At 40.5% G+C, this 24,977-nt stretch carries 21 protein-coding genes, 1 tRNA gene and 1 pseudogene; 17 read left to right on the plus strand and 6 right to left on the minus strand.

The genetic code is table 11. The annotated features are described in order from the left end of the window. Window positions 1–291 precede the first annotated feature (291 nt). Window positions 292–669, plus strand: coding sequence for a hypothetical protein (locus CXF81_RS04130; RefSeq protein ID WP_232771773.1), 378 nt, complete (start codon window positions 292–294; stop codon window positions 667–669). Window positions 670–970: 301 nt separating this feature from the next. After that, the gene (locus CXF81_RS04135) at window positions 971–1,462 is read left to right on the plus strand and encodes a hypothetical protein (RefSeq protein WP_101180112.1); all 492 of its coding nucleotides are present in this window, start codon (window positions 971–973) and stop codon (window positions 1,460–1,462) included. A 403-nt stretch (window positions 1,463–1,865) separates the two neighbouring features. Here CXF81_RS04135 and CXF81_RS20605 read toward each other — a convergent pair whose 3' ends face one another. After that, window positions 1,866–2,216: a transposase gene (locus CXF81_RS20605; protein WP_369828633.1), complete on the minus strand. Its 351-nt coding sequence runs from the start codon at window positions 2,214–2,216 to the stop codon at window positions 1,866–1,868. A gap of 190 nt (window positions 2,217–2,406) precedes the next feature. Between CXF81_RS20605 and CXF81_RS20020 the strand changes: the two genes are divergently transcribed. The 5 genes from CXF81_RS20020 to CXF81_RS04165 all read left to right on the plus strand — a co-directional run bounded on the left by CXF81_RS20020 (window position 2,407) and on the right by CXF81_RS04165 (window position 8,324). Next, entirely contained in the window at window positions 2,407–3,216 is an 810-nt protein-coding gene (locus CXF81_RS20020) for a hypothetical protein (protein ID WP_198556317.1), read from the plus strand. Window positions 3,217–3,599: 383 nt separating this feature from the next. Further along, window positions 3,600–4,034, plus strand: a complete 435-nt coding sequence (locus CXF81_RS04150) for a hypothetical protein (RefSeq protein ID WP_101180113.1) — start codon at window positions 3,600–3,602, stop codon at window positions 4,032–4,034. Window positions 4,035–4,314: 280 nt separating this feature from the next. Next, a complete protein-coding gene (locus tag CXF81_RS04155; protein ID WP_101180114.1) occupies window positions 4,315–5,724 on the plus strand; it encodes a type VI secretion system contractile sheath domain-containing protein in 1,410 nt (469 codons plus the stop codon). 579 nt (window positions 5,725–6,303) lie between these two features. Then, window positions 6,304–6,380: transfer RNA gene (locus tag CXF81_RS04160), tRNA-Arg, on the plus strand. Between the two features lie 1,488 nt (window positions 6,381–7,868). Beyond that, on the plus strand, window positions 7,869–8,324 hold the full coding sequence (locus CXF81_RS04165; protein ID WP_101180115.1) for a hypothetical protein: 456 nt from the start codon (window positions 7,869–7,871) through the stop codon (window positions 8,322–8,324). A gap of 276 nt (window positions 8,325–8,600) precedes the next feature. On the opposite strand, the gene CXF81_RS04170 is transcribed toward CXF81_RS04165, so the two are convergent. Both CXF81_RS04170 and CXF81_RS04175 read right to left on the minus strand, forming a co-directional pair. Further along, window positions 8,601–8,987, minus strand: coding sequence for a response regulator (locus tag CXF81_RS04170; RefSeq protein WP_101180116.1), 387 nt, complete (start codon window positions 8,985–8,987; stop codon window positions 8,601–8,603). Continuing rightward, complete coding sequence (locus tag CXF81_RS04175) at window positions 8,984–10,228, minus strand: sensor histidine kinase (protein WP_101180117.1); 1,245 nt, start codon at window positions 10,226–10,228, stop codon at window positions 8,984–8,986. Before CXF81_RS04175 ends, CXF81_RS04170 begins: the two co-directional genes overlap by 4 nt. Window positions 10,229–10,844: 616 nt before the next feature. On the opposite strand from CXF81_RS04175, the gene CXF81_RS04185 reads away from it, so the two are divergent. Then, a complete protein-coding gene (locus CXF81_RS04185; RefSeq protein ID WP_369828634.1) occupies window positions 10,845–11,237 on the plus strand; it encodes a DDE-type integrase/transposase/recombinase in 393 nt (130 codons plus the stop codon). Window positions 11,238–11,377: 140 nt separating this feature from the next. Here CXF81_RS04185 and gdhA read toward each other — a convergent pair whose 3' ends face one another. Beyond that, complete coding sequence (gdhA, locus tag CXF81_RS04190; protein WP_101180118.1) at window positions 11,378–12,727, minus strand: NADP-specific glutamate dehydrogenase; 1,350 nt, start codon at window positions 12,725–12,727, stop codon at window positions 11,378–11,380. 364 nt (window positions 12,728–13,091) lie between these two features. Here gdhA and dps point away from each other — a divergent pair, with 364 nt between their 5' ends. The 4 genes from dps to CXF81_RS04210 all read left to right on the plus strand — a co-directional run bounded on the left by dps (window position 13,092) and on the right by CXF81_RS04210 (window position 18,183). Further along, window positions 13,092–13,667 carry a DNA starvation/stationary phase protection protein Dps gene (gene dps / locus CXF81_RS04195; RefSeq protein WP_198556318.1) on the plus strand — a complete coding sequence of 192 codons (576 nt, stop codon included), beginning with the start codon at window positions 13,092–13,094 and terminating at the stop codon, window positions 13,665–13,667. 342 nt (window positions 13,668–14,009) lie between these two features. Beyond that, the gene (locus CXF81_RS04200; protein ID WP_101180119.1) at window positions 14,010–16,421 is read left to right on the plus strand and encodes a PAS domain S-box protein; all 2,412 of its coding nucleotides are present in this window, start codon (window positions 14,010–14,012) and stop codon (window positions 16,419–16,421) included. Then, entirely contained in the window at window positions 16,411–17,013 is a 603-nt protein-coding gene (locus CXF81_RS04205) for a response regulator transcription factor (RefSeq protein WP_101180120.1), read from the plus strand. The genes CXF81_RS04200 and CXF81_RS04205 overlap by 11 nt, the downstream gene beginning before the upstream one ends. A gap of 471 nt (window positions 17,014–17,484) precedes the next feature. Next, a complete protein-coding gene (locus CXF81_RS04210) occupies window positions 17,485–18,183 on the plus strand; it encodes a ZIP family metal transporter (protein ID WP_232771774.1) in 699 nt (232 codons plus the stop codon). 435 nt (window positions 18,184–18,618) lie between these two features. On the opposite strand, the gene CXF81_RS04215 is transcribed toward CXF81_RS04210, so the two are convergent. Then, complete coding sequence (locus CXF81_RS04215) at window positions 18,619–19,497, minus strand: ADP-polyphosphate phosphotransferase (protein WP_232771775.1); 879 nt, start codon at window positions 19,495–19,497, stop codon at window positions 18,619–18,621. 395 nt (window positions 19,498–19,892) lie between these two features. On the opposite strand from CXF81_RS04215, the gene hflK reads away from it, so the two are divergent. The 3 genes from hflK to CXF81_RS04230 all read left to right on the plus strand — a co-directional run bounded on the left by hflK (window position 19,893) and on the right by CXF81_RS04230 (window position 22,385). After that, on the plus strand, window positions 19,893–20,981 hold the full coding sequence (gene hflK, locus CXF81_RS04220) for an FtsH protease activity modulator HflK (RefSeq protein ID WP_101180123.1): 1,089 nt from the start codon (window positions 19,893–19,895) through the stop codon (window positions 20,979–20,981). Then, window positions 20,978–21,961: a protease modulator HflC gene (gene hflC, locus CXF81_RS04225; protein ID WP_101180124.1), complete on the plus strand. Its 984-nt coding sequence runs from the start codon at window positions 20,978–20,980 to the stop codon at window positions 21,959–21,961. Before hflK ends, hflC begins: the two co-directional genes overlap by 4 nt. 193 nt (window positions 21,962–22,154) lie before the next feature. After that, complete coding sequence (locus CXF81_RS04230) at window positions 22,155–22,385, plus strand: hypothetical protein (RefSeq protein ID WP_101180125.1); 231 nt, start codon at window positions 22,155–22,157, stop codon at window positions 22,383–22,385. A gap of 285 nt (window positions 22,386–22,670) precedes the next feature. Here CXF81_RS04230 and CXF81_RS04235 read toward each other — a convergent pair whose 3' ends face one another. Continuing rightward, complete coding sequence (locus tag CXF81_RS04235; protein ID WP_101180126.1) at window positions 22,671–22,841, minus strand: gamma-glutamyl-gamma-aminobutyrate hydrolase family protein; 171 nt, start codon at window positions 22,839–22,841, stop codon at window positions 22,671–22,673. Window positions 22,842–23,609: 768 nt separating this feature from the next. On the opposite strand from CXF81_RS04235, the gene CXF81_RS04240 reads away from it, so the two are divergent. Both CXF81_RS04240 and CXF81_RS04245 read left to right on the plus strand, forming a co-directional pair. Next, complete coding sequence (locus CXF81_RS04240) at window positions 23,610–24,068, plus strand: ATPase (protein WP_101180127.1); 459 nt, start codon at window positions 23,610–23,612, stop codon at window positions 24,066–24,068. A 396-nt stretch (window positions 24,069–24,464) separates the two neighbouring features. Next, a pseudogene (locus tag CXF81_RS04245) lies at window positions 24,465–24,977 on the plus strand (transposase); the annotation flags it as partial.

The raw sequence follows: 24,977 nt of genomic DNA on the forward strand, positions 1-24,977 counted from the left end.
GACTCCCTACTTTAGCCTTAATTTAATATAAATCGATGCTCTCTATAGTGGATAATTACTGTAACTTATATTTTTAAGACGATTGGAATTCTAATAACAACTTTAATAGGCCACCCATAATAATTTGACTGTTTTTTTTACTGCACTAAGCTTTGATAACACCAATTAAAATAGCGCAAATTGAAAGGAGTTACTTATGCCCAAGCCTCGTTCATCTCAGGTCCGGAACTTACATAGACACCCATGATAATCTTTATCAATTTAAAATGGGTGTCTTATTAATTAGAAGGATTGGTCAAAGCCTTACGGGAGCCACAATTAGGGGTATTCCCCGGCGCTTTACTCGGGCGTATCGTGACTATCCCTTACTCCCCCTTATCAGACGATATGATCAAGTCTATCACCCGCTTACAGCTGGATAGAACTAAGCATCGTGTTGAAACAGGTCAAGGCATTGATTTTGTATATGACGATTCGGTGGTTGATTTAGTGGTCAGTCGTTGTACTGGACTAGAAAGTGGTGGACGGATGATTGATTCTATTTTGACCAATACTTTGTTGCCGGAAATTAGTAATCAGTTTTTGACGCATTTGCTGGAAGGTTCACCTATTTCTAAGGTGAAAGTGACGGCTGAAGGTGGTGAGTTTGTTTATGGGTCGAGTCATTAGGGATTTAGTTTAAAAAGGTGCCCATGAGGTTTGTGGGCAACATTAATATAGAAGGGATGACGATATATAAAATATAAGACAATATGAATTGACATTTTATGAAAAATGATGTTTTATTCTACCTATACTCACTTTCAGAAAATGGTAAGCCGGATTTTCACTGTATTACTATGGGTTGATTATATCGGATAGGGCGTTAATATTATCTATACTGTTATGAGATCAAGAATTTAAAAATCTACTATTTAAATAATCAACTTAATCGGTCTTTTTTATTACTAATAAAACAAAAGGAATCATTATGCCTAATATCGGTCGCGAGGAAGCCAAAGCTGCTATTATAAATGTCTTAAAAACAGGTAAAAAGGTAGAGCAATTTTGCAAAATAGCTGACGGTTTTTATCAAATTGAATCAGCATTCTTTTTAATGAGTTATATGGATTATGTTGCATTAGAAAATGGCGGCGCGCAGGCATGTAAATCTATAGCTGCGAATATTGCGGCCGGTGATTATCGTGGAAAAAAAATGTCTGATGATAAGATTTCTGATAAGAATGCTTCTGTTGGGACTTGGATGTATGAGCATTATATTGCTAAAGCAGCGATTGGTGGACTTAAAGGTTTATCTAATCAAATCAACTTAGGCCGGCCTACTTTCGATGCCTTAACTGCCATTTATAACAGCCCAGGCAAACCATTTACATCAGCGAGTTATTTTCAGGCTTATACTGTAACAATCAAAACCTTGGTAAACGATGTACGTTACTCGGTTGCTTATTGTGCGCTTGCTTAATTTATATGTTTCGATATGAATATTATTTACATAGATTAAGCTTTATCTGGACGATGTAAAATATTCTCATAGCAATTATTGTAATGAGTATCCCTATAGATACGAAGTTTTATGAGTATAGTCACTGGCTATTCCTAAAACTTGGGTTAAGCAACAAATACTGACTGAACGTAACTAACAACTTACAATTAAGTACAGTCAGTTTTTATCCATATGCATATGCAATTCTCGAAGTTCAAAATGTGTTTTAACATCAAATCGACAACTAATGGGGTCAGAGACGTTGAAACGCAGTGATGGCTACGTTATTTCTCTAAAGGTCTTAGATCTTCTATCTCCACCGTTAACCAGTGACTCTGACCTACTTCCCGTTTACTGCTCAATCTGTCGTTTAAAACGGTCTTCACCTAACACCCAGGCTTTGTTGGTTGCATCGCGTATTTCCTGAAGCGTTAAGGCGGGAATGTAATGTCCAAAGCGCCCGAGGTGCTCCACCGCCTGTAACCCACTGCTCTGCTCTGACAGGGTTGAGCTCAATATAGCGACTGACCAACAAAAAGTAGTTAGCACTATCAACCAAGGTCGATTTATAGCGACCTTGCCATAGGGTACCCGTGCGCTGATAGGTTTTGTTGATGTAGATAACATAATACCGTCCCAATGACTGCATCAGCTGACTCACCCCTTTTTCCATTTCAGGCGTGACGAGCAAATGCACATGATTAGCCATCAATACAAAGGTATCTACATCCATAAAATAAAGGAATAGCTCAAGTGTTGATGGGCAAGTTATATCAGGAGGTCACTAACCTTATTGAGCTTTTATCCTCAATCCTCAATCCTCAATCCTCAATTCTTAATTCAAATAACTCACTGCATCCTTGTTTTTTCTGTAATATTTATCTTTAGTAACATAACTATTTATTGAAAAGGAGTAAATTACCATGTCACCTTATCAGTGCGCGCATTGCAAAGAGACTTTATCTTTTATTGAGCAAGCCCGGAGCCCGTATTGTGAAAAGCCTATTTGCCAGCGTGCTAAGGTTCAACTTTACGTAGCTGAAAATAAACAGCGCTTAACCGCTCAGGTGATCGCTGAACTTGAAAAATTTATAAAGCACACCCCTACCCGAAAATTACCATCACGATTACGTAAAGAATTAAAAAAAACCTCTCCACTGATTGCTTTGTTACCTGCAAATACCAACCAGCTAACAGAGTTAGGTCAGAAACGGAAACTCGAATTTTTACGCCATGTCAGCATGATATATAAAGACGTTAAAACACATAATCCATCTGCCAATCGCGTTTACTCTGAGCAACTCGAACCACCTTTACCAAAAAATGAAGCTCAACTATTAGGAAATGCATGTGCTACCTGTATGGGTTACTGTTGCCGGCTAGGACAAACACATGCATTTGTCGATTACCCAACATTAAAAAACTTGTTAGCATCTAAACCCGCTGAGTTTTCTGAAAAAGATTTGCTTGATTTATACAGTGATTATTTCCCTAAACAAAGTTATCAAAACTCTTGCGTTTTTCAAGGTAACAAAGGATGTACCTTACCAAGAGATGTGCGCTCTATCACCTGTAATAATTTTCTCTGTGACGAGGTTAAAAAGTATCGCCATGAAGTTTTGCAGACAGATTCGGAGCTTACTTTTGCAGTCGCCGTCGACAAAAAAACAATCGTGTTTACAAGTGTCTATAGCCATGAAAACTTTATTAGGGTGAAAGAAAAAAAGGCATAGAGTCATATTTTATAAGTCAATAAAACTCAAAAATGACATCTGATTAATTAATAATTAGTACCATCCCACGACAATATACTTTCTGTGAGCTTACGGGAGAGGGTCCCTATTTTTTTGAAATATCATTGCCAACATTTAACCAGAAACTTTAGCAAGCTTACAAAAAGGGGACATGAGCAAAAGAACAACTCGGCTGAAGCGAAGGCATGGTGACAGTTTGACAATTGAGGCAGCAATCAACGGGGCGATCTTATCGCATTGGTTGTGCTTTTCCGATTATTATGAATGGAATTTTTCTACAATTGCCGTATTATAAATGAGCTTACTTTATAGGGGTAAGTACCAGTTAATATACTAAACAAGCTAATAATAGGAGTGAGACGATGCCAGCGGACTATATATTAAGAACGTCAGATATGCTAAAAATCACCATTTCGCCGCCGGCTGTTGTTCCCACCTTGATCCCTCCCATTCCTCTTATTGGATCAAGTGCCAATTTCATGGTTATGGGTATGCCTGTGTGTTTAGAAGGTGATGAATTACCGAAGATGTTATTAGCACCCATGCCGTATATCAGTCCTCCCTTTGTTATTCCGGGTGTAGGCACAGTCAGCGTGACATTAACACCAACAAACAAAACAGCCACGACTGACAATGGTAAAAAGATTTTAATAAAAGGTGGAACGTTTCAAGCCAAGTTTCAAGTTTCCTCCCCAGCGATGATGCCAACACCTGCAGGACCGCAACCCGATCCAGTATCGGTTAAACCGGGAACAGCTACTTTTATTACTACTAATGTGAGCACTAAAGCGGGCTAACACAAACGATTATAAAGACATCCATTTTAACATTAACATGGGTGTTTTGTTAATATTAGTTGTGCCAATCCTATCGTTCTTGATGTTTATATGTTAACGCATGTCAACAATGCAGACGCTTATCAAGCATGGACCTGTCGCGGTTGGGCCGACACAGGAGATAAAGATACCTTTAGTCAAACCAGACCTTAGCATATCCTTTGGATGCCACTGCGATAATAGAAGTATAGTCGTTAGCCACTTATAGAAAATTAATCAGATTACCTTTTTGGAGTAAATAATGTCAGGTCGACTCGATTTTGAATATGGATTTAACAGTAATAATGCCCAGCGTAGTGAGCCAGATACACCTATGAGAGTATATTTTATGGGTGGTTTTAGCGGTGCTCAATCGGCAATTGAAAACAACACAGTTAACAAAATCGTAAAAATTGATATCGATAACTTTGATAAAGTTATGACTAAGCTTTGCCCTTATGTCGATTTGCCTTCGGGGCACCAACTTACCTTTAACGAATTAGAAGACTTTCATCCTGATAGTATATTTGAAACCAGTATTTTCAAAAATTTACGTCGTTTAAAAAATGAGCTAGGCCATTCAGTGACTTCTGAGCAAGCGGCTCAAGAGATAATCACAAGATTTCAATTAGGCTCTGAGCCAGAGTCACAAGGAATAGATACGGATAACATGAGTAAAACCGTGGTGGCAGAAAATAGTGATGATATGTTTGAGCGTCTTTTGGGGCAAAAACAGTCAGCCCCTGTTGCACTCACTGAATCTGGCGCTGAAAGCAAAGGAAGTGTAGATCGCTTTTTGGCTCACTTACTGAGCCCGCATATCATTAAAAATGCAACACCTGAACATCAAAATCTGATGATGTTTATTGATACCGCTATGGAAGTATTAATGAATTCAATCATACATGCCAAGGAATTTCAGGCATTAGAGTCGGCGTGGCGATCTGTTAGAGATGTTGTCTTTAATGAAGAATATGATGATGAAAATCAACTTTTCTATATCATCAATACCGATGACGAAGCACTTGAAAGCGCAGTCGCCGGTGATCCAACTTTAGTAACTAAACTCAGTCAACATATAAAAGACACCGATCTTGATACTTATGATGTGCTGATTGGTAATTATCTGTTTTCAGCCGACAATGAGGATATTACAAGGTTAAATTACCTCGCTAGTTTGGCTGAAACACTTAAATGTCAATTGGTCGCAGCGGCAGGCGATGACCTAATTAAAGCTGATGAAACATCGCTTTGGACCGAATTTAGAAAAACGCCTCAGTCGAGTCATGTAGCGCTTACATATCCAAGAGTACTGTTGCGTATTCCTTATGGTGCAAAGCACGAAGAGGTCGATGGCTTTAAGTTTGAAGAGTTTCGCCAGACACATCAGCATAATGAATTGTTATGGGGGAATTCGTCCTTTGCCTGTGCCAGATTATTAGTCAGGCAATATCATGGCTTCGTGCCTTTTGATGCAAACATCACAGAACTCCCTGCCTTTGTATATACAGCTGGTGACGAGCAAAAGTTACATGCCTGTGGCGAATATTTATTATCAGAACAGCAGCTGATAGATATTCGAAAACAAGGAATAAGCCCCTTTGCCAGTTTCAGAAATAAAAACTGCATTAGGTTGTTTGGTGATGAAATTAGAGCAGTAAATGCATGTTAATAGAACAAGCTTACATAAAATACATGTGAATCAGATGTAGCTGTGAAATTATGGGATTAAAAGGGCGTTAAAAATGAGGCTGTATAAGCATTTCTGGACATCCCTCAGTCTGATAGACAAAGATCGTCTAGTATCAGCATAGGGGAAACATATGAGCAACTAACATTATACACCGGAATTTAAAGATAAAGCAGTAAGACAAGTTATTGATGGTCGGCATTCTGTTTAAGAGGTGGGGCAGCGATTAGATATGAAGAAAAAGTACTTTACTATTGAGATAGATCTAACAATGGAAAGTAAAAGCATTATTAGTACGCTATCTTTTTATGCCCCTTTGGAAAGTAAAAGCATTATTAGTACGCTATCTTTTTATGCCCCTTTGGAAAGTAAACGTGTAATAATTAGCCAATAGTTTATCAGTGACTATTGAATTTATTTACGACCGGTAATTATCCAGTAAGTTTAGAATTTGGCACATAGATGACATGGCCACTTTACAGTAGTAAAAATCGACACAAAAAGCAAAGGTCATTACACCTTACTATTTTAATATGTTAATATCTCGTCGCAAAATTTTTAGCACCCGTAGCTCAGCTGGATAGAGTAACGGCCTCCGAAGCCGTGGGTCGCGCGTTCGAATCGCGCCGGGTGCACCACTTTTTCATTGTTTTGAGTTTTTTTGCGGCTAGATTTGGGGTGATTGTAGGGTTGTGACCGCTATGTGACCAAGTTTTGATTAATCTAATTAAAAATAGTAGTACGCTTGTTGGCACAGCGAACAAAATATTGAATTAGCGTTTTATCTGCCAGCTTAGGCTTCTGATTGTTTAATTTTATATTTTTTAAGTGAATACCGTGTTGATGTTGTAGTATATTACAAGCTTGCTCTCTCGCTGACATTGCATCTAGTAAGATCGAATGCGTTCAGAATAACTTCGCTCTTAGTTTTTTGCCTGACGTATTTTAGGTCTTGCGACTGATAAACATCTGCATACTCATCTACTGTTTCTTCAACCCATTCAAGATGAAACCTGAATCTTTTGGCTTCTCAATGAACACTCTCAAACCAATTAGACATTCTTTTAATATTAACTCTCCGATTTGAGTGTATTAATGTGTGAAACTGAAACGTCTCGCAACACGCGGTTCATCCTACCTAGACTTTGTAAAAACTTCGTAAAGTTTGGAACTGAGAAAATCCAAAGCCCAATTACCATAATAATTCGATAAATCAATGTTTGGAACTCAGAGCTTATGGATAAGCGAATTAGCCGGAATGCAAGAAAGCGGACAGTAAGCGCTTTTTATTGGATTACTGCGCAGTGCCATTCGCCAAGGTTGCAAGAATAATCTGATGGCGGTCTCAAATAGGCAGAAAGCAGCCGCAACGATGCTCTATCAAAACTGTCTTTTAAAGCTACTAGCGTACTCTTGCATGCTCGGCAGTAGGTTGCTATTTTTGCCGCCTTATCGATGGTTTTAATTCGACAGAGGGCTGTGTTTAAAGTGTTCAGTCGTCCTTATATTACAACAATTTTACTTATTGCTAGCGCCTTTTTCTCTGCAGCTAATGCCACTTCAAACCGTTCGAAAGAATGACTTCCCCAATTAACCATCATTGCTGAGGAGATTGCATCTAAATATCATGTAACGGGAGGATTTTCAGGAAGTTTGTTGCTAGCAAAAGACGGCCAAGTGTTTTTTGAAGCCTCATACGGTTATGAAGATAAAAATGAAAAAAGTATAACTTAATCAATACAAAATTTGCATTGGGTTCAATAGTTAAAAATTATACTAAAGTGCTTATTCTTCAGAAGTTAGAGTTAGGAAAACTAAGCTTAGAAGATACAATTGACCAATATGAATTAGGTTTTCCGACAGAAATATCCTCAAAAGTAATTATAAAGGACTACTCAATTATCGTGCAGGATTCGCTGATATATTCACAGCAGAGTACAGAGAAAACCAACTAGCATTTGACACACTAGAAAAAAGTCACAAACCAATCCTTTGAAGACCTTTTGAACAAGGATATTTACGAACGCATAAATTTACAAAATACATCATTTAAAGTCGATACCACAGCAAAACACCAATCAACTAGATATAGTTACTGATACGACGGCTCTTTAACTGATGTTGTTGTGAGTGCTGCTGTAGAAGTTAATTTGGTAGATGGAATTGAAGTAATCGTCTTGGCAAATGCCGATAAATTAATAGCAGAGTCTATATCTGGAAGAATTCAGCCGTTCATTAAAGTGGGCACTTATGAAGAAACTCATCCTCTTGAGATTAACTATGCATATGGCATTTACAAAAAAGATGGCAAAGAGAGTTTTTACATAAACTTTCAAAAATATTACGCAGCTAAGGGGTACACGCAGTTTATCGGAGGAACTATCAATGAATTAGGAATGCAATTGCTGAAAGCAAGCTCATGGAAAGAATCGATTGATATTTTTAGCTATTTTTTTTCAATTTTTCCGAATGCTCCGCAAGTCCATGATAGCTTGGCATTTGCATATTTGAGTATGGATGAACCGAAGAAAGGCGATTTTAACAGTGATTATGTCAGCAATAATTATGTTTATGGACAATAATAAGGGTTACTTCGATATAAGCGCTATCGAGAAAAGCCTGTGGTTTATGACGGTTGGCTCTAAGGCACTTTGCTGGCCTTGCCTGTGAATACCCTAGTTAGACTGCATGGACCATATTAAAGCACTTTCCTCATGACTTTTTAACCTGCTATGATGATACGACTAGCCGGGTAATTAGGTTACTTGGCAACCAATGGAAGGGGTCACGCACCACTTTCCTTGGAGTCGGGAGCCGGCGCATTAGACTGGGTGTTTGAAGTGCTATCTAATCAGCTTTTACAAACTCTTTGATGAAGATAACACTCTCTCGACCTCGCTTTTCAACTCTTCTTTGTTAAATGGTTTGACGATATAACCGATACCATTAGGTATGGGCAACTCGCCAGATACAGATACCGTTTTGTCTCCGTAGGCGGTTACATAAATGACAGGTATGTTGTCCCTTTCTTGGATTATTAAGGTAGCTTGTAGACCATTCATTTCACCGTTCAACTTAATGTCCATTAAAATTAGGTCTGGCAAGTCCCTGTGAGATTGGATGATCGCCTCTTCAGCAGACATGGCAATACCTATTACCTCATAACCAAGCTCACGCATGATCTCTGATTCATCGAATGCAGTGATGGCTTGGTCTTCAACGATAAGTACACGTTTCTTGGTCATAATTTTTTCCCCTCAAAAGTAATCCGCACAGAAGTGCCGCAGGAACCGTCTATAGTAATTTTGCCATTGAGTTGTGTCGTCAGTGCACCTACCAATTTCATACCTAGAGTCGCACTTTCATGAATATTAAACCCTTCCAGAAGTCCAATACCATCATCAACAACTTTCAATTCCATCCTTCCTTCTTCAGCTCCTCGCATTATCACTTTAATGCTTCCAGAACGTTCGTCAGGGAAGGCGTGTTTTATACAGTTAGAGTACAATTCGCTGAAAATTTGTCCACAAACGATTGCGGTATCTATGTCGATATTTATTTTGTCCACTTCGACGAGAGTCTCCACATGTTGACTATTAATCTGGCTGCTATCAACCGTGTCTGCTGCAATCGCGTTGATGTAGTCTCTGGCGTCAACAGCTGTGACATTATTGGATCGATGAAGACTCTCATGGATGCGAGCCATAACCTTTATGCGCCGTTGGCATTCTTCTAGCGCTTTTCTAGAGGCTGCGTCAGATTCAGCTCGTGCCTGAAGTGACAACATACTGGAAATTATTTGTAAGTTATTTTTAACTCGGTGATGCACTTCTTTAAGAAGCACCTCTTTTTCTTGCAGTGAAGCTTTAGCTTTTTCTCCGGCTCTCTCTAGGTCCACCGCACGCGCATCTTTTTCTTTATTAGCAATGACTAGCTCAGCAGCGCGTTGATCCTTCTCTTTATTGGCGATGTCCAATGCAGCCAATCGCGCATCTTTTTCTTGGTTTTCAGAAACTAGTTTTTCTTTAGCGATGACTAGCTCAGCTGCCCGTGCATCTTTGTCTTTGTTGGCGATAACTAACTCAGCCGCTCGTTGATCTTTCTCTTTGTTGGCGATATCTAGCGCAGCTAAACGTGCATCTTTATCTTGATTTTCGGAGACCAATTGTTCTTTGGCTATGACTAGCTGAGCAGCCCATATACCTTTATCTATGTTGGCGACATCTAACTCTTCGACCGTGGCCATGAGTTCCGCATAGTTGGATTTATCATTTTTGAGTTGGTCTCGATTAATTTTTCTCGTTCTATCCAGTGTAGTTTCTAAGACTATAATTTGAGCTTGTAACTCTTCTTCTTTATTTTTTGCAATATTGGCGACAGTTTCTGCTTGCAAAGCAACGCATTTATAAGCTTTATGAGCATCTTCAAGCTGGCTACTCAGTTCGGTTATTCGAAGAAGCAATTCAACATTTTTAGTCTGAGTCATAAATTTTAACACCAAGTTCAAATGATATTATAAAATGCAGGAAGTGAGATGTTGTCTATAAGTTATATACAATTTAATAGCGGACTGTCAAGGTAACAGGACGCTTGAATTGAATGGCACGTTAACTACCTATGCCCAATTTTAGACATAGCTCGCCCTTCTCCATTCAACGGAGGATCTGTCTCGGATGAGTCTTTATTATTCGCTTTCGTTAAATAGCAACCAAGCTTAAACAGATTATGAACGACTCCATGACAAGAAACAAATCTATGATAAAGCCACATAGCACGACTGATAATTGCCTATGGATAGAAGTATCCAGCAGAAATAGTAGTATTTTTCATACCCTATTATCGCTAAAGAGTTTAACCAAACCTGACGTTCGCTTCCACGGCAGCTACGAGGTTGCTGGAGAGAAATTAGGTCAAGAAGAGATGCAATCAATATAGTTTAAGAAAGACTCGTATTCGCTATTAAGATGCAGATAGCCTCTATTTTATATAATTAATTTGATAACTTTTGGTTAAGCAGGCGGGGACAGAAAAGTTTTTCAACGGATAGACTATCTGTATGGCTTTATCATAGGTTTACACGCGGCTTTCGTGACATCGAAGAATTGCTGGCAGCAAGAGGCGTTGCCGTCAGTTACGAAACTATCAGAAATTGGTGTGAAAAATTTGGTCAAATGTATTGTAGTCAAATCAGGATAGTCACCGATAAATTAGGCAGTTATTCAGCAGCAAAGAAAGAGCTAATATCTAGCGTGAAACACTCAACCGAGCCTTACGAAAACAACCGATGCGAATTATCCCATCAACCGAGTCAACAACAGGAAAGGCAGATGAGGAAATTTAAATCACGACGCCAGGCTCAACGAGTTCTTTGCTGTCATGGAGTGGTTAATAATCTATTTCGGCTTGCTCGCCATTTAATGAGTGCTACAAATTATCGGTTCTTTCGAGAACGAGCGTTTAACGAATGGTCGCAGGCTAGTTCCATTCAACATTAGGCGTAGGCGGTTGAAAACTGGTTTTTACCGTCTAATACCAATAAGTTGATAGTACCGAGCGCATTGCTGAGGCCATCGAATACACAGTACTTTTTGAATATGGCGGCCGCGTGTTCTGGGTTGGCCTGTTGCAATGAAAGTTATAAGACGCCGCACTCCTGCAAGGCATCCGCCACTTTGATGAAGCCACCGATGTTTGCCCCGCGCACATAGTCGGTTTTATCACCCGCCCCTTTACCTTCGCCGTGTTTGATGCACTTGTCGTGAATGTCTTTCATGATTCCCTGCAGACGCTTGTCGACTTCTTCGAGCGACCAGCTGATGCGTTGTGAGTTCTGGCTTTGTTCCAATCCAGATACGGCCACACCGCCTGCGTTGGACGCTTTGCCGGGAGCGTAGAGCACGTGCTTCCTTAGCAGGTGCTGCGCTTCGGATTCGCAGGGCATGTTCGCGCCTTCGGCCAGTGCGATCAGCCCGTTGTCGATCAATGATTTCGCTTCGTCGCCGTTCATCTCGTTCTGCGTGGCGCATGGAAATGCCAGGTCGGCTTTCACTCCCCATGGGCGTCCCTCTGTGAAAGTGCAACCGAATTTCTCCGCATACTCCTCGATGCGCCCACGCCGCACTTCTTTCAAATCTTTGAGGAAGGCGAGTTTCTCCTCGTCGATGCCGTCAGGATCGTGGATGAACCCAGAGCTGTCGCTAGCGGTCAGCGGCTTGGCTCCGAGCTGCACTAACTTTTCGATGCAGTAGAGAGCTACATTCCCGGAGCCAGAGACGACGGCTGTCTTGCCTTTAATGCCATCATCGACCGCGCACAGGATCTCGCGCATGAAGTAGACGACGCCGTAGCCAGTCGCCTCTTTCCTGCCGACACTACCACCGAACGAGATTCCCTTGCCGGTCATTGCACCGGTGAAGGTGTGCGATAGGCGACGATATTGGCCGAACATGTAGCCGATCTCCCTCGCGCCGACTCCTATGTCTCCCGCGGGCACGTCCTTATCCGGGCCGATGTAGCGGTGCAGTTCGGTCATCAGTGACTGGCAGAAGCGCATCACCTCGCCATCGCTCTTGCCTTTCGGATTAAAGTTAGAGCCACCCTTGGCACCGCCCATAGGCAGGCCGGTAAGACTGTTCTTGAAGATCTGTTCGAAGCCGAGGAACTTCAGCACGCTCTCGGTGACGGTTGCGTCAAAACGCATGCCGCCCTTGTAAGGACCGATGGCGTTGCAGAACTGCACTCGCCAAGCACGGTTGGCACGGACGTTGCCTTCATCATCGACCCAGCTCACGCGGAATGAGATGATGCGGTCGGGTTCGGTTAGGCGCTCCAGCAGGCATTCACCTTGGTAGTCTTTGTGATTCGCGATGAATGGCAGCACGTCGGCGGCCACCTCTTGGACGGCTTCGTGAAATTCTTCCTGGCCTGGATTGCGCTTGCGCAAGCCAGCCATGAATTGGTCGATATCGGTGCATGTGTTCTTCATCGGCATACTCGATTGGTAATCGTTGATTACTTGGTTAGGAGTTTATGAACAATAATACACCACCCTGATCTATGCAATAGGGGTTATACTTACTCGCCGGCCACCGACGCTGAGCACTCCCTGCTAGCCACGACATCCCTATGACGTGATAATGTTTAGTGATTTGACTACCTTCCAGGTCGTTTAGTTTTGGACTGTTTTTTCCACGTTGCCCGCGCGTGAGGCCTATCGTAAAGAGCTTTCCTTTCTCTTATTTGACAAAGGCCTTGCTAGTTTGATAGCGTGAATGAGTCAAGGAGAGGCGCTTTTGCCGATTTTGGCAAGTTACACCTCTCCGGTTATTTTGAACCATACAGGAGAAATAATGACCATAAGTAATAAAAGCAATCAGCAAAAAGCAACGAAATTCACAGTGCCAGGCATGGACGAAACGTCTACTGATCGAGCAATAGCTACGTTAGATAATCGCATGGTAGCGCTGGTCGATTTAGCCCTTACACTAAAGCACGTTCATTGGAATGTTGTTGGTCCCAATTTCATCGGTGTTCATGAAATGCTAGACCCCCAAGTAGACGCAGTACGCGAGATGACAGACACCATCGCAGAGCGAATAGCTACGTTGGGCGGCTCACCGGTAGGAACCCCACAATCTATTGCTGACCGTCGCACTTGGCATGACTATTCGCTAGGTAAAGCATTGGCCATCGAGCATTTGGGTGCCCTTGATTTGGTATATAACGGGGTAAACAGCGACCATCGCAAAGCAGTTGGTGAAATGTCAGAACTTGATCCGGTATCGGAAGATATGCTAATTGGTCAGTTGACTGATCTTGAGCAGTTCCAATGGTTTATTCGTGCACATCTTGAATCTTCTGATGGTGATTTACTCACTGCCAACAGCCAAACCGAGTTAGATGCAGCGAAATCCGCACGTTCTTAAACTCCGTTGAGTGAATTACCTTTATCTACGATGGCGCATTCGGCGTCATCAACTTACTCTACGGTAATGCCAAGTTAACGAGTTGACTCAGAAACATGCGATAATCTGGGCATGAAAAATACTACTATTTATGCCGGACATCGCTATCCCCCCTCCTAATAATCAATCACTCTGCAGATAGTTGAGGCAGTCGCAAGACCCTAAGATGGACAGTTAAGGCTAGACCTAATTATTTCATCAGTGATCCGGGAAGCCATCACCTAATATACCTCTATATAGTTGACATCAAAAAACAGGCAATCCATATTGGTTAATAAGGATTAGTTTAGGTGGAATATAATATTGGAAAATGACAAAAGGCACATCTCTTTTTCACCGCAGAACGCTATCTTGTGGTATTCAGTTATAGCAGGTGTATTTTCAGCATGTTTCATTGCATTTGTTCTGTTGTATATCGAGAGACAAGAGCGAGCACACATTGACCGGGTAACACAAAGTACTGCAGATGGAATTAAAACAGTACTTGAAGAAGATATTTACAGGCGGATGGAATCGCTTACCGAGTTTGCTAAATTGTCTGAAACTTCTAATATTATGTCAGATAATGAATGGGATCTACTCAGCAAGGCTTTGTATTATTCTAAGCAGGGATACCATTCAATTGTTTGGGTGGATAGTTCATTTCACGTCCTCAGAAGAATGCCGATTGAAGGGAGTGAAACAGCGATAGATTTTGATTTGGCCTCACAGCCCATGGCGCTACTAGCCAAATTAAAATATCAACAACAAAACAGTAAAGTGATAGCGGTTCCACTGACTTCAATTAATGGGAACCGAGGATTAGGGATTTACGTTCCAGTCTTGAACAAAACACTAACCAGTAAAAAAGTAGAAGGTTTCATCGTCAATGTGCTTCTTTTTGATCCCTATATTAAATCTGTATTACCTACCTATTTACTAGCAGAGTATAAGCTCACTTTATTTATTGACGATCAAAAAGTCTATTCAGACCAAACTAAACACCCACCGACTTCAGGGACATGGGACAGGCAAGCAGCTTTTGAAATACTGGGTCAGAGATGGCAAGTTAATCTTGTGCCCAACAATGAATTTCGCCCCTTTATACTCTTCAGAATGTTCAGTCTTTTAATTGTGCTTGGCATTTTATTGAGCATTTTTATTACCCTAGCAGTTTATACATTAATGTCTGCACGCAATAAAACAAAACTAACTAAAGATGACCGCAAGAAAACAGAACAACTACTCAAAAATCTTCCGGGGATGGCTTATCAAGCTTCTAATAGAACTAACAGGCCCATGATATTCGTTAGTGAGGGATGTACGCTTTTGACGGGGTATTCAAAAAAGCAATTCGAGAAACAAAACATATTATGGGGTAAATTGATTCACCCCGACGACGATGAACGGGTATGCCGAACCATTAACCAAGCCCTAAAAACAAAGCACCTTTTTGAACTTGAATATCGCATCATAACTAAAAATAATGATGTGCGCTTAGTATTGGAAAGGGGAGAGCCAGTAAGTTCTATTATAAATGACGAGTTCATAATTGAAGGTTTCATTGCGGATATCACCTCTATTAAGCAGGCTGAAGTTGACCTGCTTCAAAGTTACGCATTTTCTCAAGCAATAGTTAACTCCGTGGTCGAGGCCGTTATTACTATTAACAATAAGGGACTGATCCTAAGCTTTAATGATGCGGCACAAAAGATGTTTGGCTATACCTTTAGTGAAGTAAAAGATAAAAATGTGAAAACTCTAATACCACGATCCTATAACGAGCATCACGACCAGTATTTAGCCCAATATAAAAGAACCAACAAAACCCATATTATTGGAACCGGGCGAGAACTTGTGGCCAAGCGCAAAGATGGCACAACGTTCCCCATTCACCTATCTGTCAGTGAAATTCCCAACCATGAGGAAAAAATGTATGTTGAGCTGATTCGAGATATTACCCAACAACGAGTATTAGAAGACGAAGCCAGTTCGCATATCGAACAAATGGCTCACGCAGACAGACTAAATGCGTTGGGTGAAATGGCCGCGGGTATTGCACATGAAATCAATCAGCCCTTAACTGCTATTTCACTGTTTTCTCAAACCGCTAAAAATTTCTGCGAAATAGGTAAATTTGAAAGACTCCCAGAGTTATTTGATAAGATTAGTCAACAATCTCTTCGTGCAGGCTCGGTGCTTGAACGTGTGCAGATGATGACAAGACAGGGAGACCGGTCTAAAGAAGTACTTGATAGCAATATGTTGATAGATGAAGTGAAAAAACTAGCAGAGTCAGAGGCTAGGTTGCGTGATATCAAAATACAACTGCTTCCTTGTCATCAGAAAAAGAATGTATTTGTTGATCGCGTACAAATACAACAAGTTATCCTCAATTTACTGCGTAATGGCATGGAGGCAATGCAGTCGATAGATTGCAAAAATGGCGCGATAATAAAACTTCAAATAAAACTTCAAATAAAAATTAAAGCTGATAATTATATTAAAATATTAGTAATAGATACGGGCTGTGGAATTCCTAATTCGATGATTAACGAATTGTTTACCCCATTCTCGACCACTAAAAAGAATGGCACAGGTATTGGACTTTCAATTTCTAAAAGCATAGTAGAAGAGCATGGTGGCCATATTCACTTTTCTAAAAATAAACCGGCAGGCGCTATTTTTTACTTTACCTTGCCAATACATGAAGAAGGGATCCCCAATGACAAATAAACAGACGGTTTTTATAATTGATGATGATAAAGGTATCCGTGATGGATTGGAAATGCTACTTGAATCAATTGGCCTAGAGTCGCGAAGTTTCGCTTCAGGTAGCGCATTTTTAGACGTATATGACGCCAAAATGACAGGGTGTTTAATTTTAGACATACGCATGCCCAAGATGAGTGGTTTAGAAGTTCAACGCAAACTTAAACAGCTTAATTGCTTAATACCTATCATTTTTATCACTGGCCATGGGGATATACCCATGGCTGTAGAGGCTATGAGGCTAGGGGCAATCGACTTCATTCGTAAGCCATTTAAGGAACAGGATTTGATTGACCGCATCAATGAAGCGCTTAAAATTGATGAAAAAATAATCAACGAACACAATAGTAAAAGTAAAGTCGATTCGTTATCAGCTCGTGAATACGAAGTGTTTGAACGAGTAGCGGATGGGTCTATGAACAAAGTAATTGCAGCAGATCTTGGGATCAGCGAGCGCACTGTTGAAGTACATCGTTCTCATGTTATGGAGAAGCTAAAAGTGAGAACACTTGCAGAATTAGTCAGGATTAAGATTATTTATGAGCAACTAAATTAGTTTTTTTGCATTGTGGCAATCGCACCAAACTTATATTCAAAAATCGAGCTACTAGTCTATCGTATTTTCAGAATTATCAATATTAGTGAATTGTAATTTTGGAATGAACATGCTTCTTTTCTGTATAAAACTCCTCGCCTTAAGTTAAAAAAAGAGCCCATCTAGCTTGGGAGTGGTGGACTCAAAAAAGTGAGATGTTTTTATTTTGAGAAATTCTATAAATCCAGCAACCTTCATGTTGACTAGAAACGAAAGTTACAAATATTAGGGGTTTCCTCATATTGACGCTCTCTAGTAAGGGGTATCCACAATAGAAGCAATCGGACAAAAATGAGAATCTAACAACAATTCCATTTGAGCGCGGCTGACTTAATAAATCTTAATCTTCGCTTTTTATACTACCTCGCAACAACTGAAAGTAGGAGCAGCTTAATGTCGACACTGAGCTGGATAATTATCAGTGGAGTATCGATGAGTTCAATAGCACTGGTAGGCAGTTTAATTCTGCTACTGATCCCATCGACCCTTGAAAAAGTGCTAAAACTTTTAGTAACGTTTGCTGCCGGTTCGCTTCTTGGTGGAGCGTTTTTTCATTTGATCCCAAGCGCCCTTAAAGCCAATCTCAGCATTATGACTATTGGCATATTAATCGGTTGTGGATTTACAGCTATTTTAGTCCTTGAGCGATTTTTTTATTGGCATCATAATCATCAACTGCCAATGAAGCGCAAGGAGCCTTTGACATATCTGATTCTAGTTGGTGATGGGCTCCACAATTTTTTGGGCGGTGTGGCAATAGCCGGTGCGTTTATAATAGATATTCGTTTAGGCATTGTTTGTTGGTTTGTAGCCGCAGCACATGAGGTGGCGCAAGAGTTAGGAGATTTTGCTGTGTTAATACATGGTGGCTGGTCCAAGCTTTCAGTACTACTTTTCAATTTTCTATCGGGGCTAACTTTTTTATTTGGAGGATTAATTGCCTATATATTATCGTTTCAATTCGATGTTTCTTGGCTTATTCCCTTTGCGGCGGGCAATTTTATTTATATTGGTGCGGCAGATTTAATCCCGCAAATGAGCAAAGATACAGATATCAATCTAAAAAGTAGGGGGGTGACTATAGCAGCATTTATATCAGGTATTTACTTGTTGGTATTGGCAATGCCCTAATTGAGCTATCCGTTATTCCTCCTCAAGTAGATATTGGACGCAATGTTGATATTCATTGAGCAATTATAGACACCGGTTGCACTATTCCTGATGAAATGAATATAAGTATTGATAGACACTTGGATTTGGTGAGGGGATGCCGAATTAGCCAAGGTAGAATAGTATTAGTCACTAAAAATATGTTGGCAAAGATAAATGAAGATTCGGAGAATCAATATAATTAGCTGCAAGTAAGGAAGACCGCATAATCAATTTATATTACGATGCAGATTGTTTGTTGTTTTATGATGCAATTAACGGCAAATAGGTCCGGTGTCCAATAACATATTGAGTAAAATACCGGAAGACAGTGAGGTCCGGCATATAGCATCAGCGCACTGCCAAGGAATGGGCTCGCATCGGCATCCATGCATTAGGTCAACAATAACAGACTGCTTACTTCAGAAGTTTTTGCTTGAATAGCTGTAAGTCAAGCTTACGTTGTTCATCACTAATCGGATAATTCATATTCAAGGCCTTCAATGTTTTATGCATGATTTTGGCAACAATTAAGCGTGCATTTTTTTTATCATCGGCCGGCACAACATACCAAGGGTTATTGCTGGTGCTTGTTGCTCGTAAACACTCTTGATAAGCCTTTTGATATTCTGGCCAAAACTTTCTTTCTTGAATATCCGCATCAGTAAACTTCCAGTTTTTGTTTGGATTATCAATGCGTGCAATAAATCGTGATTGCTGTTCATCCTGCGAAAGGTGTAAAAATATCTTTATAATGCGAGTACCGCCGTTATACAAGTGTCTTTCTAAATTATTGATTGAACGAAAACGCTCTTCCCATAAGTCGTCTTTATCCAGATTGTCCACTGGAATTTTCTGAGCTTCGAGTATTTCAGGGTGCACTCGCACTATCAATACTTCTTCATAGTACGACCGATTGAATACGCCAATACGCCCTCGTTCAGGCAATGCTTGGTTGGTTCGCCATAAAAAATCATGTTCTAATTCAACCGCGCTAGGGTGTTTAAAGCTGGTGACTTGACATCCCTGAGGGTTAATCCCAGACATAACATGACGAATAACACCATCTTTACCGGCCGCATCCATTGCTTGGAATATCAGTAAAAGGGAATACCTGTTAGACCCATACAATAACTGTTGTAGCTTACTTAATTTCTTAACCTGCTTTTTAAGCTTTTTTTTATAATGTTTCTTAGAATGATAAAGCGGGGCGATGTTGGTAGGGCATTCGTTAAGTGTATATTTTTCGGTGTTTTTCGCATTTTGTATCTTAAAAGCAGTTGTTTTTATGCTCACGTTTATCTCCATAAAAAAGTATTGATACACGGCCTCTTTTTGCACCCAAACTCCACTAGTGAGTTCATGATATTTTTGGATTAACCTAAGAAGTGGTATTCCATCTGTGGTGTTAACTTCTCCAAAGCACTCACCACGATACTCCTTTATACAACAAAGTTTTCGATTATTCAGAATACGAAAGCGGAATCAATTTAATTATTTATACCCGTTAGTTAAGAATAAACTCTAAGTGTTATCCCTTACATACCTATTCAATTAATTACTCTAGGCTTATATGACAGTCTTTTGCATTAACGTAATTGGCGAGAAATAAGAGGTCATGATGAAAGTCCCAAATGATGATAAGAATAGACTCATAAAACGATTTCTAGTTTCTAAAAAAAGAGAACTTCATGTCCCCACAAAATGAAAGTAAAAGTGGCCCCCCCGATTTAGATAAAGTAGCGAGTGAAATGTTACATAAATATAAGATGTTGTCGGGTGGTAAGTTTAAAACTGGTGTATCAGTTTTAATCTTGGTGCTGTTGAGTATGACTGCCTACACCTCTTTATACACAGTGCCTAGTGATTCTGTTGCTGTGGTCTTAAGATTTGGTAAGTTCCAAGAAGTTTTGCGACCAGGCTTACACTTAAAAGTGCCATTAGGAATTGATCGAGTCAATATAGTACCGACCAAACGTCAGTTAAAACAGGAGTTTGGGTTTTCTACCCCCGGCGCTACTGATCCTGATCAGAACATTAATCCAAATAATAATATTCGTTCAACTCGGTCCAGTATTTCACCAGCAAATGATCAAGTGGCGGAAACCCAAATGGTGACAGGTGATTTAAACACTGCGTTGGTTGAATGGGTGATTCAATATCGCATAGCCGATCCTAAAAATTATTTGTTTGAGGTCCGTGATCCTGCTGGCACTTTGCGCTATGTATCGGAATCAGTTATGCGCGAAGTGGTGGGTGATAGAACAGTGGATGAAGTTATTACTATCGGCCGACAAGAGATTGAGGTTGAAGCCTTGAGAAAGATGCAAGCATTAGCAAGTCAATATGTGATGGGAATAAGTATTGATCAGGTACAGCTAAAAAATATTAACCCTCCTGTCCCAGTGCAGGCTTCATTCAATGAAGTTAATCAAGCTCAGCAAGAAAAAGAGAAGCTGATCAACGAGGCTCGACGTGAATATAACCGCATTATTCCGCTGGCCGAGGGGGAACGTGACCAACGTATAAGGGAAGCCGACGGTTATCGGCTTAAACGAATTAATGAGGCCGAGGGCGACGCACTCCGTTTTAATGCACTGTTTGCTGAGTACCAGCAGGCACCGGAAGTAACTCGCAGGCGAATATATCTAGAAACAATGCAAGAAGTGATGCCAACGATTAAAGACAAAATTATTATTGATAACGCAGCGCTCGGTGTATTGCCCTTGCTCAACTTAACGCCTCCCAGCATTCAAAAAATAAAAGGACAACAACCATGAAACCTTATTTGATAGCCGGCAGCAGTATCATAGCCGCGGTTGTAGCAGTGACGTTGTATAGCGCTTTGTATACCGTCAACGAAGTAGAACAGGCGATTATTACCCAGTTTGGCAAACCAGTGGGAGAGCCCATTATTGACGCTGGTATACAACTTAAGCTGCCATTTGTTCAGAAAGTTAATACTATTGATAAGCGAGTATTGGAATGGGAAGGTACACCGTCTGATATGCCGACCAAAGACAAACTCTATATCTCTGTCAGTCTTTATGCACGTTGGCAGGTGACTGACCCTCTGCAATACTTCTTACGTTTGGGCAATGAGCGCAGCGCACAATCTAGACTGGATGATATTTTTGGTAGTGAAACCCGAAACGCAGTAGCCACACACGAGCTAATTGAAATTATTCGAACCACTAAAGATCGCCAGCCTTTACGTGACGCATCACTCACCCAAGCTGAAAAAGAGCAGAATATTGGCAGTTTGGTGCCCATTACTAAGGGCCGCTTAGTCGTAGAGCAAGATATATTCAATGCAGCTGCTGAAAAAGTCCGAGTGTTCGGTATTGAGCTCATGGATATTCGCTTTAAACGCATTAATTATAATGAAAGCGTACGGCCTAAAATTTACGAGCGCATGATAAGCGAACGTCGTCAAATAGCGGAACGCTTTTTGTCAGAAGGTAAAGGTGAAGCTGCACGCATACGAGGCAATCGAGAGCGAGACCTGGATAAGATTCAATCGGAAGCCTATCGTGAGGTAGTAGAAATTCGAGGTAAAGCCGACGCAAAAGCCGCCGCTATCTACGCTTCAGCCTACAATCAAAATGAACAAGCTGTCGCATTTTATGCATTTACCCGTTCTTTGCAGGCTCTTGAGCCGACCCTTGGTCAAAATACGACATTGGTGCTGTCGACTGACAGCGAACTATTTCAGTATTTGCAAGACACCCAAACCGGTGAGTTAAGCCCTAAAAACTAGTATGCATCCAGTTGGTTGAGTGAGTTTTAGACGTCCAAATAAAAGTGACTTTAACTGATTGCAAAAACGCTTCTGAAAACACCATCAGAGATCGTTTTACATGTTTAGCTTATACAGAAAATTGAATGTAGCAGACACGATAATATTGCTTAAATTAAAAACTTAATAACGGATAATTAACGGAGTAAAACTAATGAGAACGAACAAGACGCATCAAAATAAAGCGAATATTGGAAACTTTGCGGCCTTGAACACCTCCATAGTGAATGAGGAAGAACAATTGGTAAAAAAATTATTGGTAAAAGAGTTATTGGAAAACGAAGCAATGCAAGAGCTTGAAAAAAACTATCTCATTGATATAGCTAAACATAAAAATAATAGGACTATCATAAAGCTACTTGAAGATATTCCCTTAAAACAATAGGTGAAGTGGTCAAGTCATTTTGGCCACGGGTTTGTAGTAGTTGAAAGGCCAGAGAATAAGATGTTTGAACCACCGAGGACACGCAGAGCACAGAGAAAAGCAAAGTCTCCTGATTAAGCAAATCTTGCTCTGCTCCTGAATTCGGAGAGCAATTAGAGCACTCTTTTATATGGAATGGTATAAAACATGTGGCAAGCAGGCGCAATCGAGCATTTAAACGGTACGTCTTTTGGTGCACTTAACAAGCCAACGAAATATCGCAAATTGTGAAGGTAAATAAGGTATTCAGGATGCCATTGCAGGCCGATTGTAAGTATGCTGGCGTAACGATCTAATATCTTGAAAAAGAGAGCCTCCCAAAACCACGTTAATCAGCTGGGCTCCCCGGCAAATGCCTATCAGGGGGATGGTTTTCTTAAGTGCCTTTTTAACCACTGGTCTAAATATTTCACCCATTTGTTGCGGATTACTCCGATTAGAGGCTGACCACCTCCTTCAGCAATAAGTGCCATTTTACCGCGCGGTGTATTACCGGGTTAATAAATGGTTTTGATGATAGGAGATCCATGTTGGGCCTTTTGCAAATATGTACTTTTTAAGAGAAGTGTAAATAACCAGCGAGCAGGGGGTCTTTAACATACGTTGTACGTCGCTTAGATGCGAGTCGACAACCATCAGTATCACCTCCTAATCTCGTGTTCGATGCAGGATGAACTAAGTCCAAAGTGACCCGATCAATCTATGTTTGAATGGTATGATAGAGCGGTAATTAATTTTATGAAATAAGAGATTCCCGAGCTCAAGTAAGGGTTATCCCTAATTTTAAACCCTGAAGGTTCGCTGTAGTTTGTAGCCTTCGACTGCTGCATCTGGTTCAAATGAAGGAGAATTTAAAACATTACAACGAAAAAGTGTTTAGTTAGACTATCGCCAGGGGGGAAAGCAAGCATGGGAGATACAAAAAATGACAACTGCAATTCAATTTGCGCTGATCACTTTGTCTTGCATCGTCAGTAACCAAGCCATCGATATAGATTACATAAGTGAGCCGGAGCCGGTGGGCAATTTTCGTTGAGTTAAGTGCGGCTAAGGTTTTTGGCAGTTCTAGATATGCTGAATTTGGGCTTGAATATTGCGAGATATAAACCTTGGCGTTACCGCGTAATGCAACTAGTCCTGAGTAAATAAGCGGAGCCAGATACTACTAAAATTAGGAGTAACAATATGCAAGTTGAAACAATTAGAGATGTACTCAATTGGACGGTTTTATTTCACAAAAATTTAAAAATCAGCTTAAAACATAGCTCTAAACAAAATAAAGATGAACGAGCAAGAATGATTCTTAGTTACTTATCAGAGCATGAAGAGAATTTAGAGAACATTGTACAGGGGTTTGAAAATACCGCTGACGAAAAAGCATTGAATACCTGGTGTGTCGATTATATCGAAAAACACACGATTATTGAGTATGTCCATTGTGACTCACTCTTTGAAGAATTAGATATGTCGCACATTATGGAAAAAATAGTAAACCATCACGAACAAGTTATTGAGTTGTACATTCATATTTATTTCCGTGTCGATATAGACAGCGCAAAAAAATTGCTTGATGCGATAAAAGACATTGAGGAAAACGAAATAAAGCGAATAGTACAATCGGCTAATCGGTTTTCGGATATGTAATTGGCATTTGGGGAGGTGACAATATTGCGGTATCGCTACAACATGTCCTTTCACCAAATGTCCGAGTATATTAAAGTTTGAAACTAGGCATTAAAGATTGTAACTGAATGGGCATGAAATTATATTTTTCGTAGTCAATGGTTAGTATTCTAATAGCAGCAGATCCGACAATTGCAGACATATGAACGAAGAATTAAATTGCTGTATTCTGCTGCTAAAACCCTTCAATATCAACTTCCTCTATCCGTCGGCCATCTGCCCAGCCTGTATAAAAACGATTGATCACCTTTTGGTCTAAGCAGATAATGCTTATGGTCAATCAGTCTTAGTAAGCGATCCAAATTAATAGTCAAGTTTAGTATAATAGATGGTAAGCCAAATCAGAGGAAATCTGCAATGTCTCACCATATTAAAGGTCAATCAAGAGCGCAAACAACGCTTTTCCCTGAAGCAATTGATGACTTTGTTACCGAAGACAGTCCAATAAGAGTCATCGATGTGTTTGTCGACCAACTTGATTTACTCGCTCTTGGTTTCGAGGCAGTTAATGCTAAGCTAACTGGCCGCCCAGGCTATCATCCATCCACGATGCTAAAACTCTATATCTGCGGTTACTTAAATCGTATTCAATCATCTCGCCGGTTCCATATCGACCGAGTAGAGAAAAGTATTGAAAATACTTAAATCAAATGGACACCAAAGACGGCGATGAAGAGGATATCGACACCACAGTATCAACGTCAAAACTGGCATAGCTTGAAGCGCGTTTAGTTGAAGGTAAAGCGCTTGAAAAAGAAGTGAATGAACACCCTGATAAGCAAGTGTCACAAACTGACCCAGATGCCCGTTTAATGCATACGCATCACATGGAAAGACGCGTTTGTTACAACGTGCAAAGCGCAGTGGATA

The organism is Glaciecola sp. 33A (assembly GCF_002836745.1).
Taxonomy (GTDB): domain Bacteria; phylum Pseudomonadota; class Gammaproteobacteria; order Enterobacterales; family Alteromonadaceae; genus Glaciecola.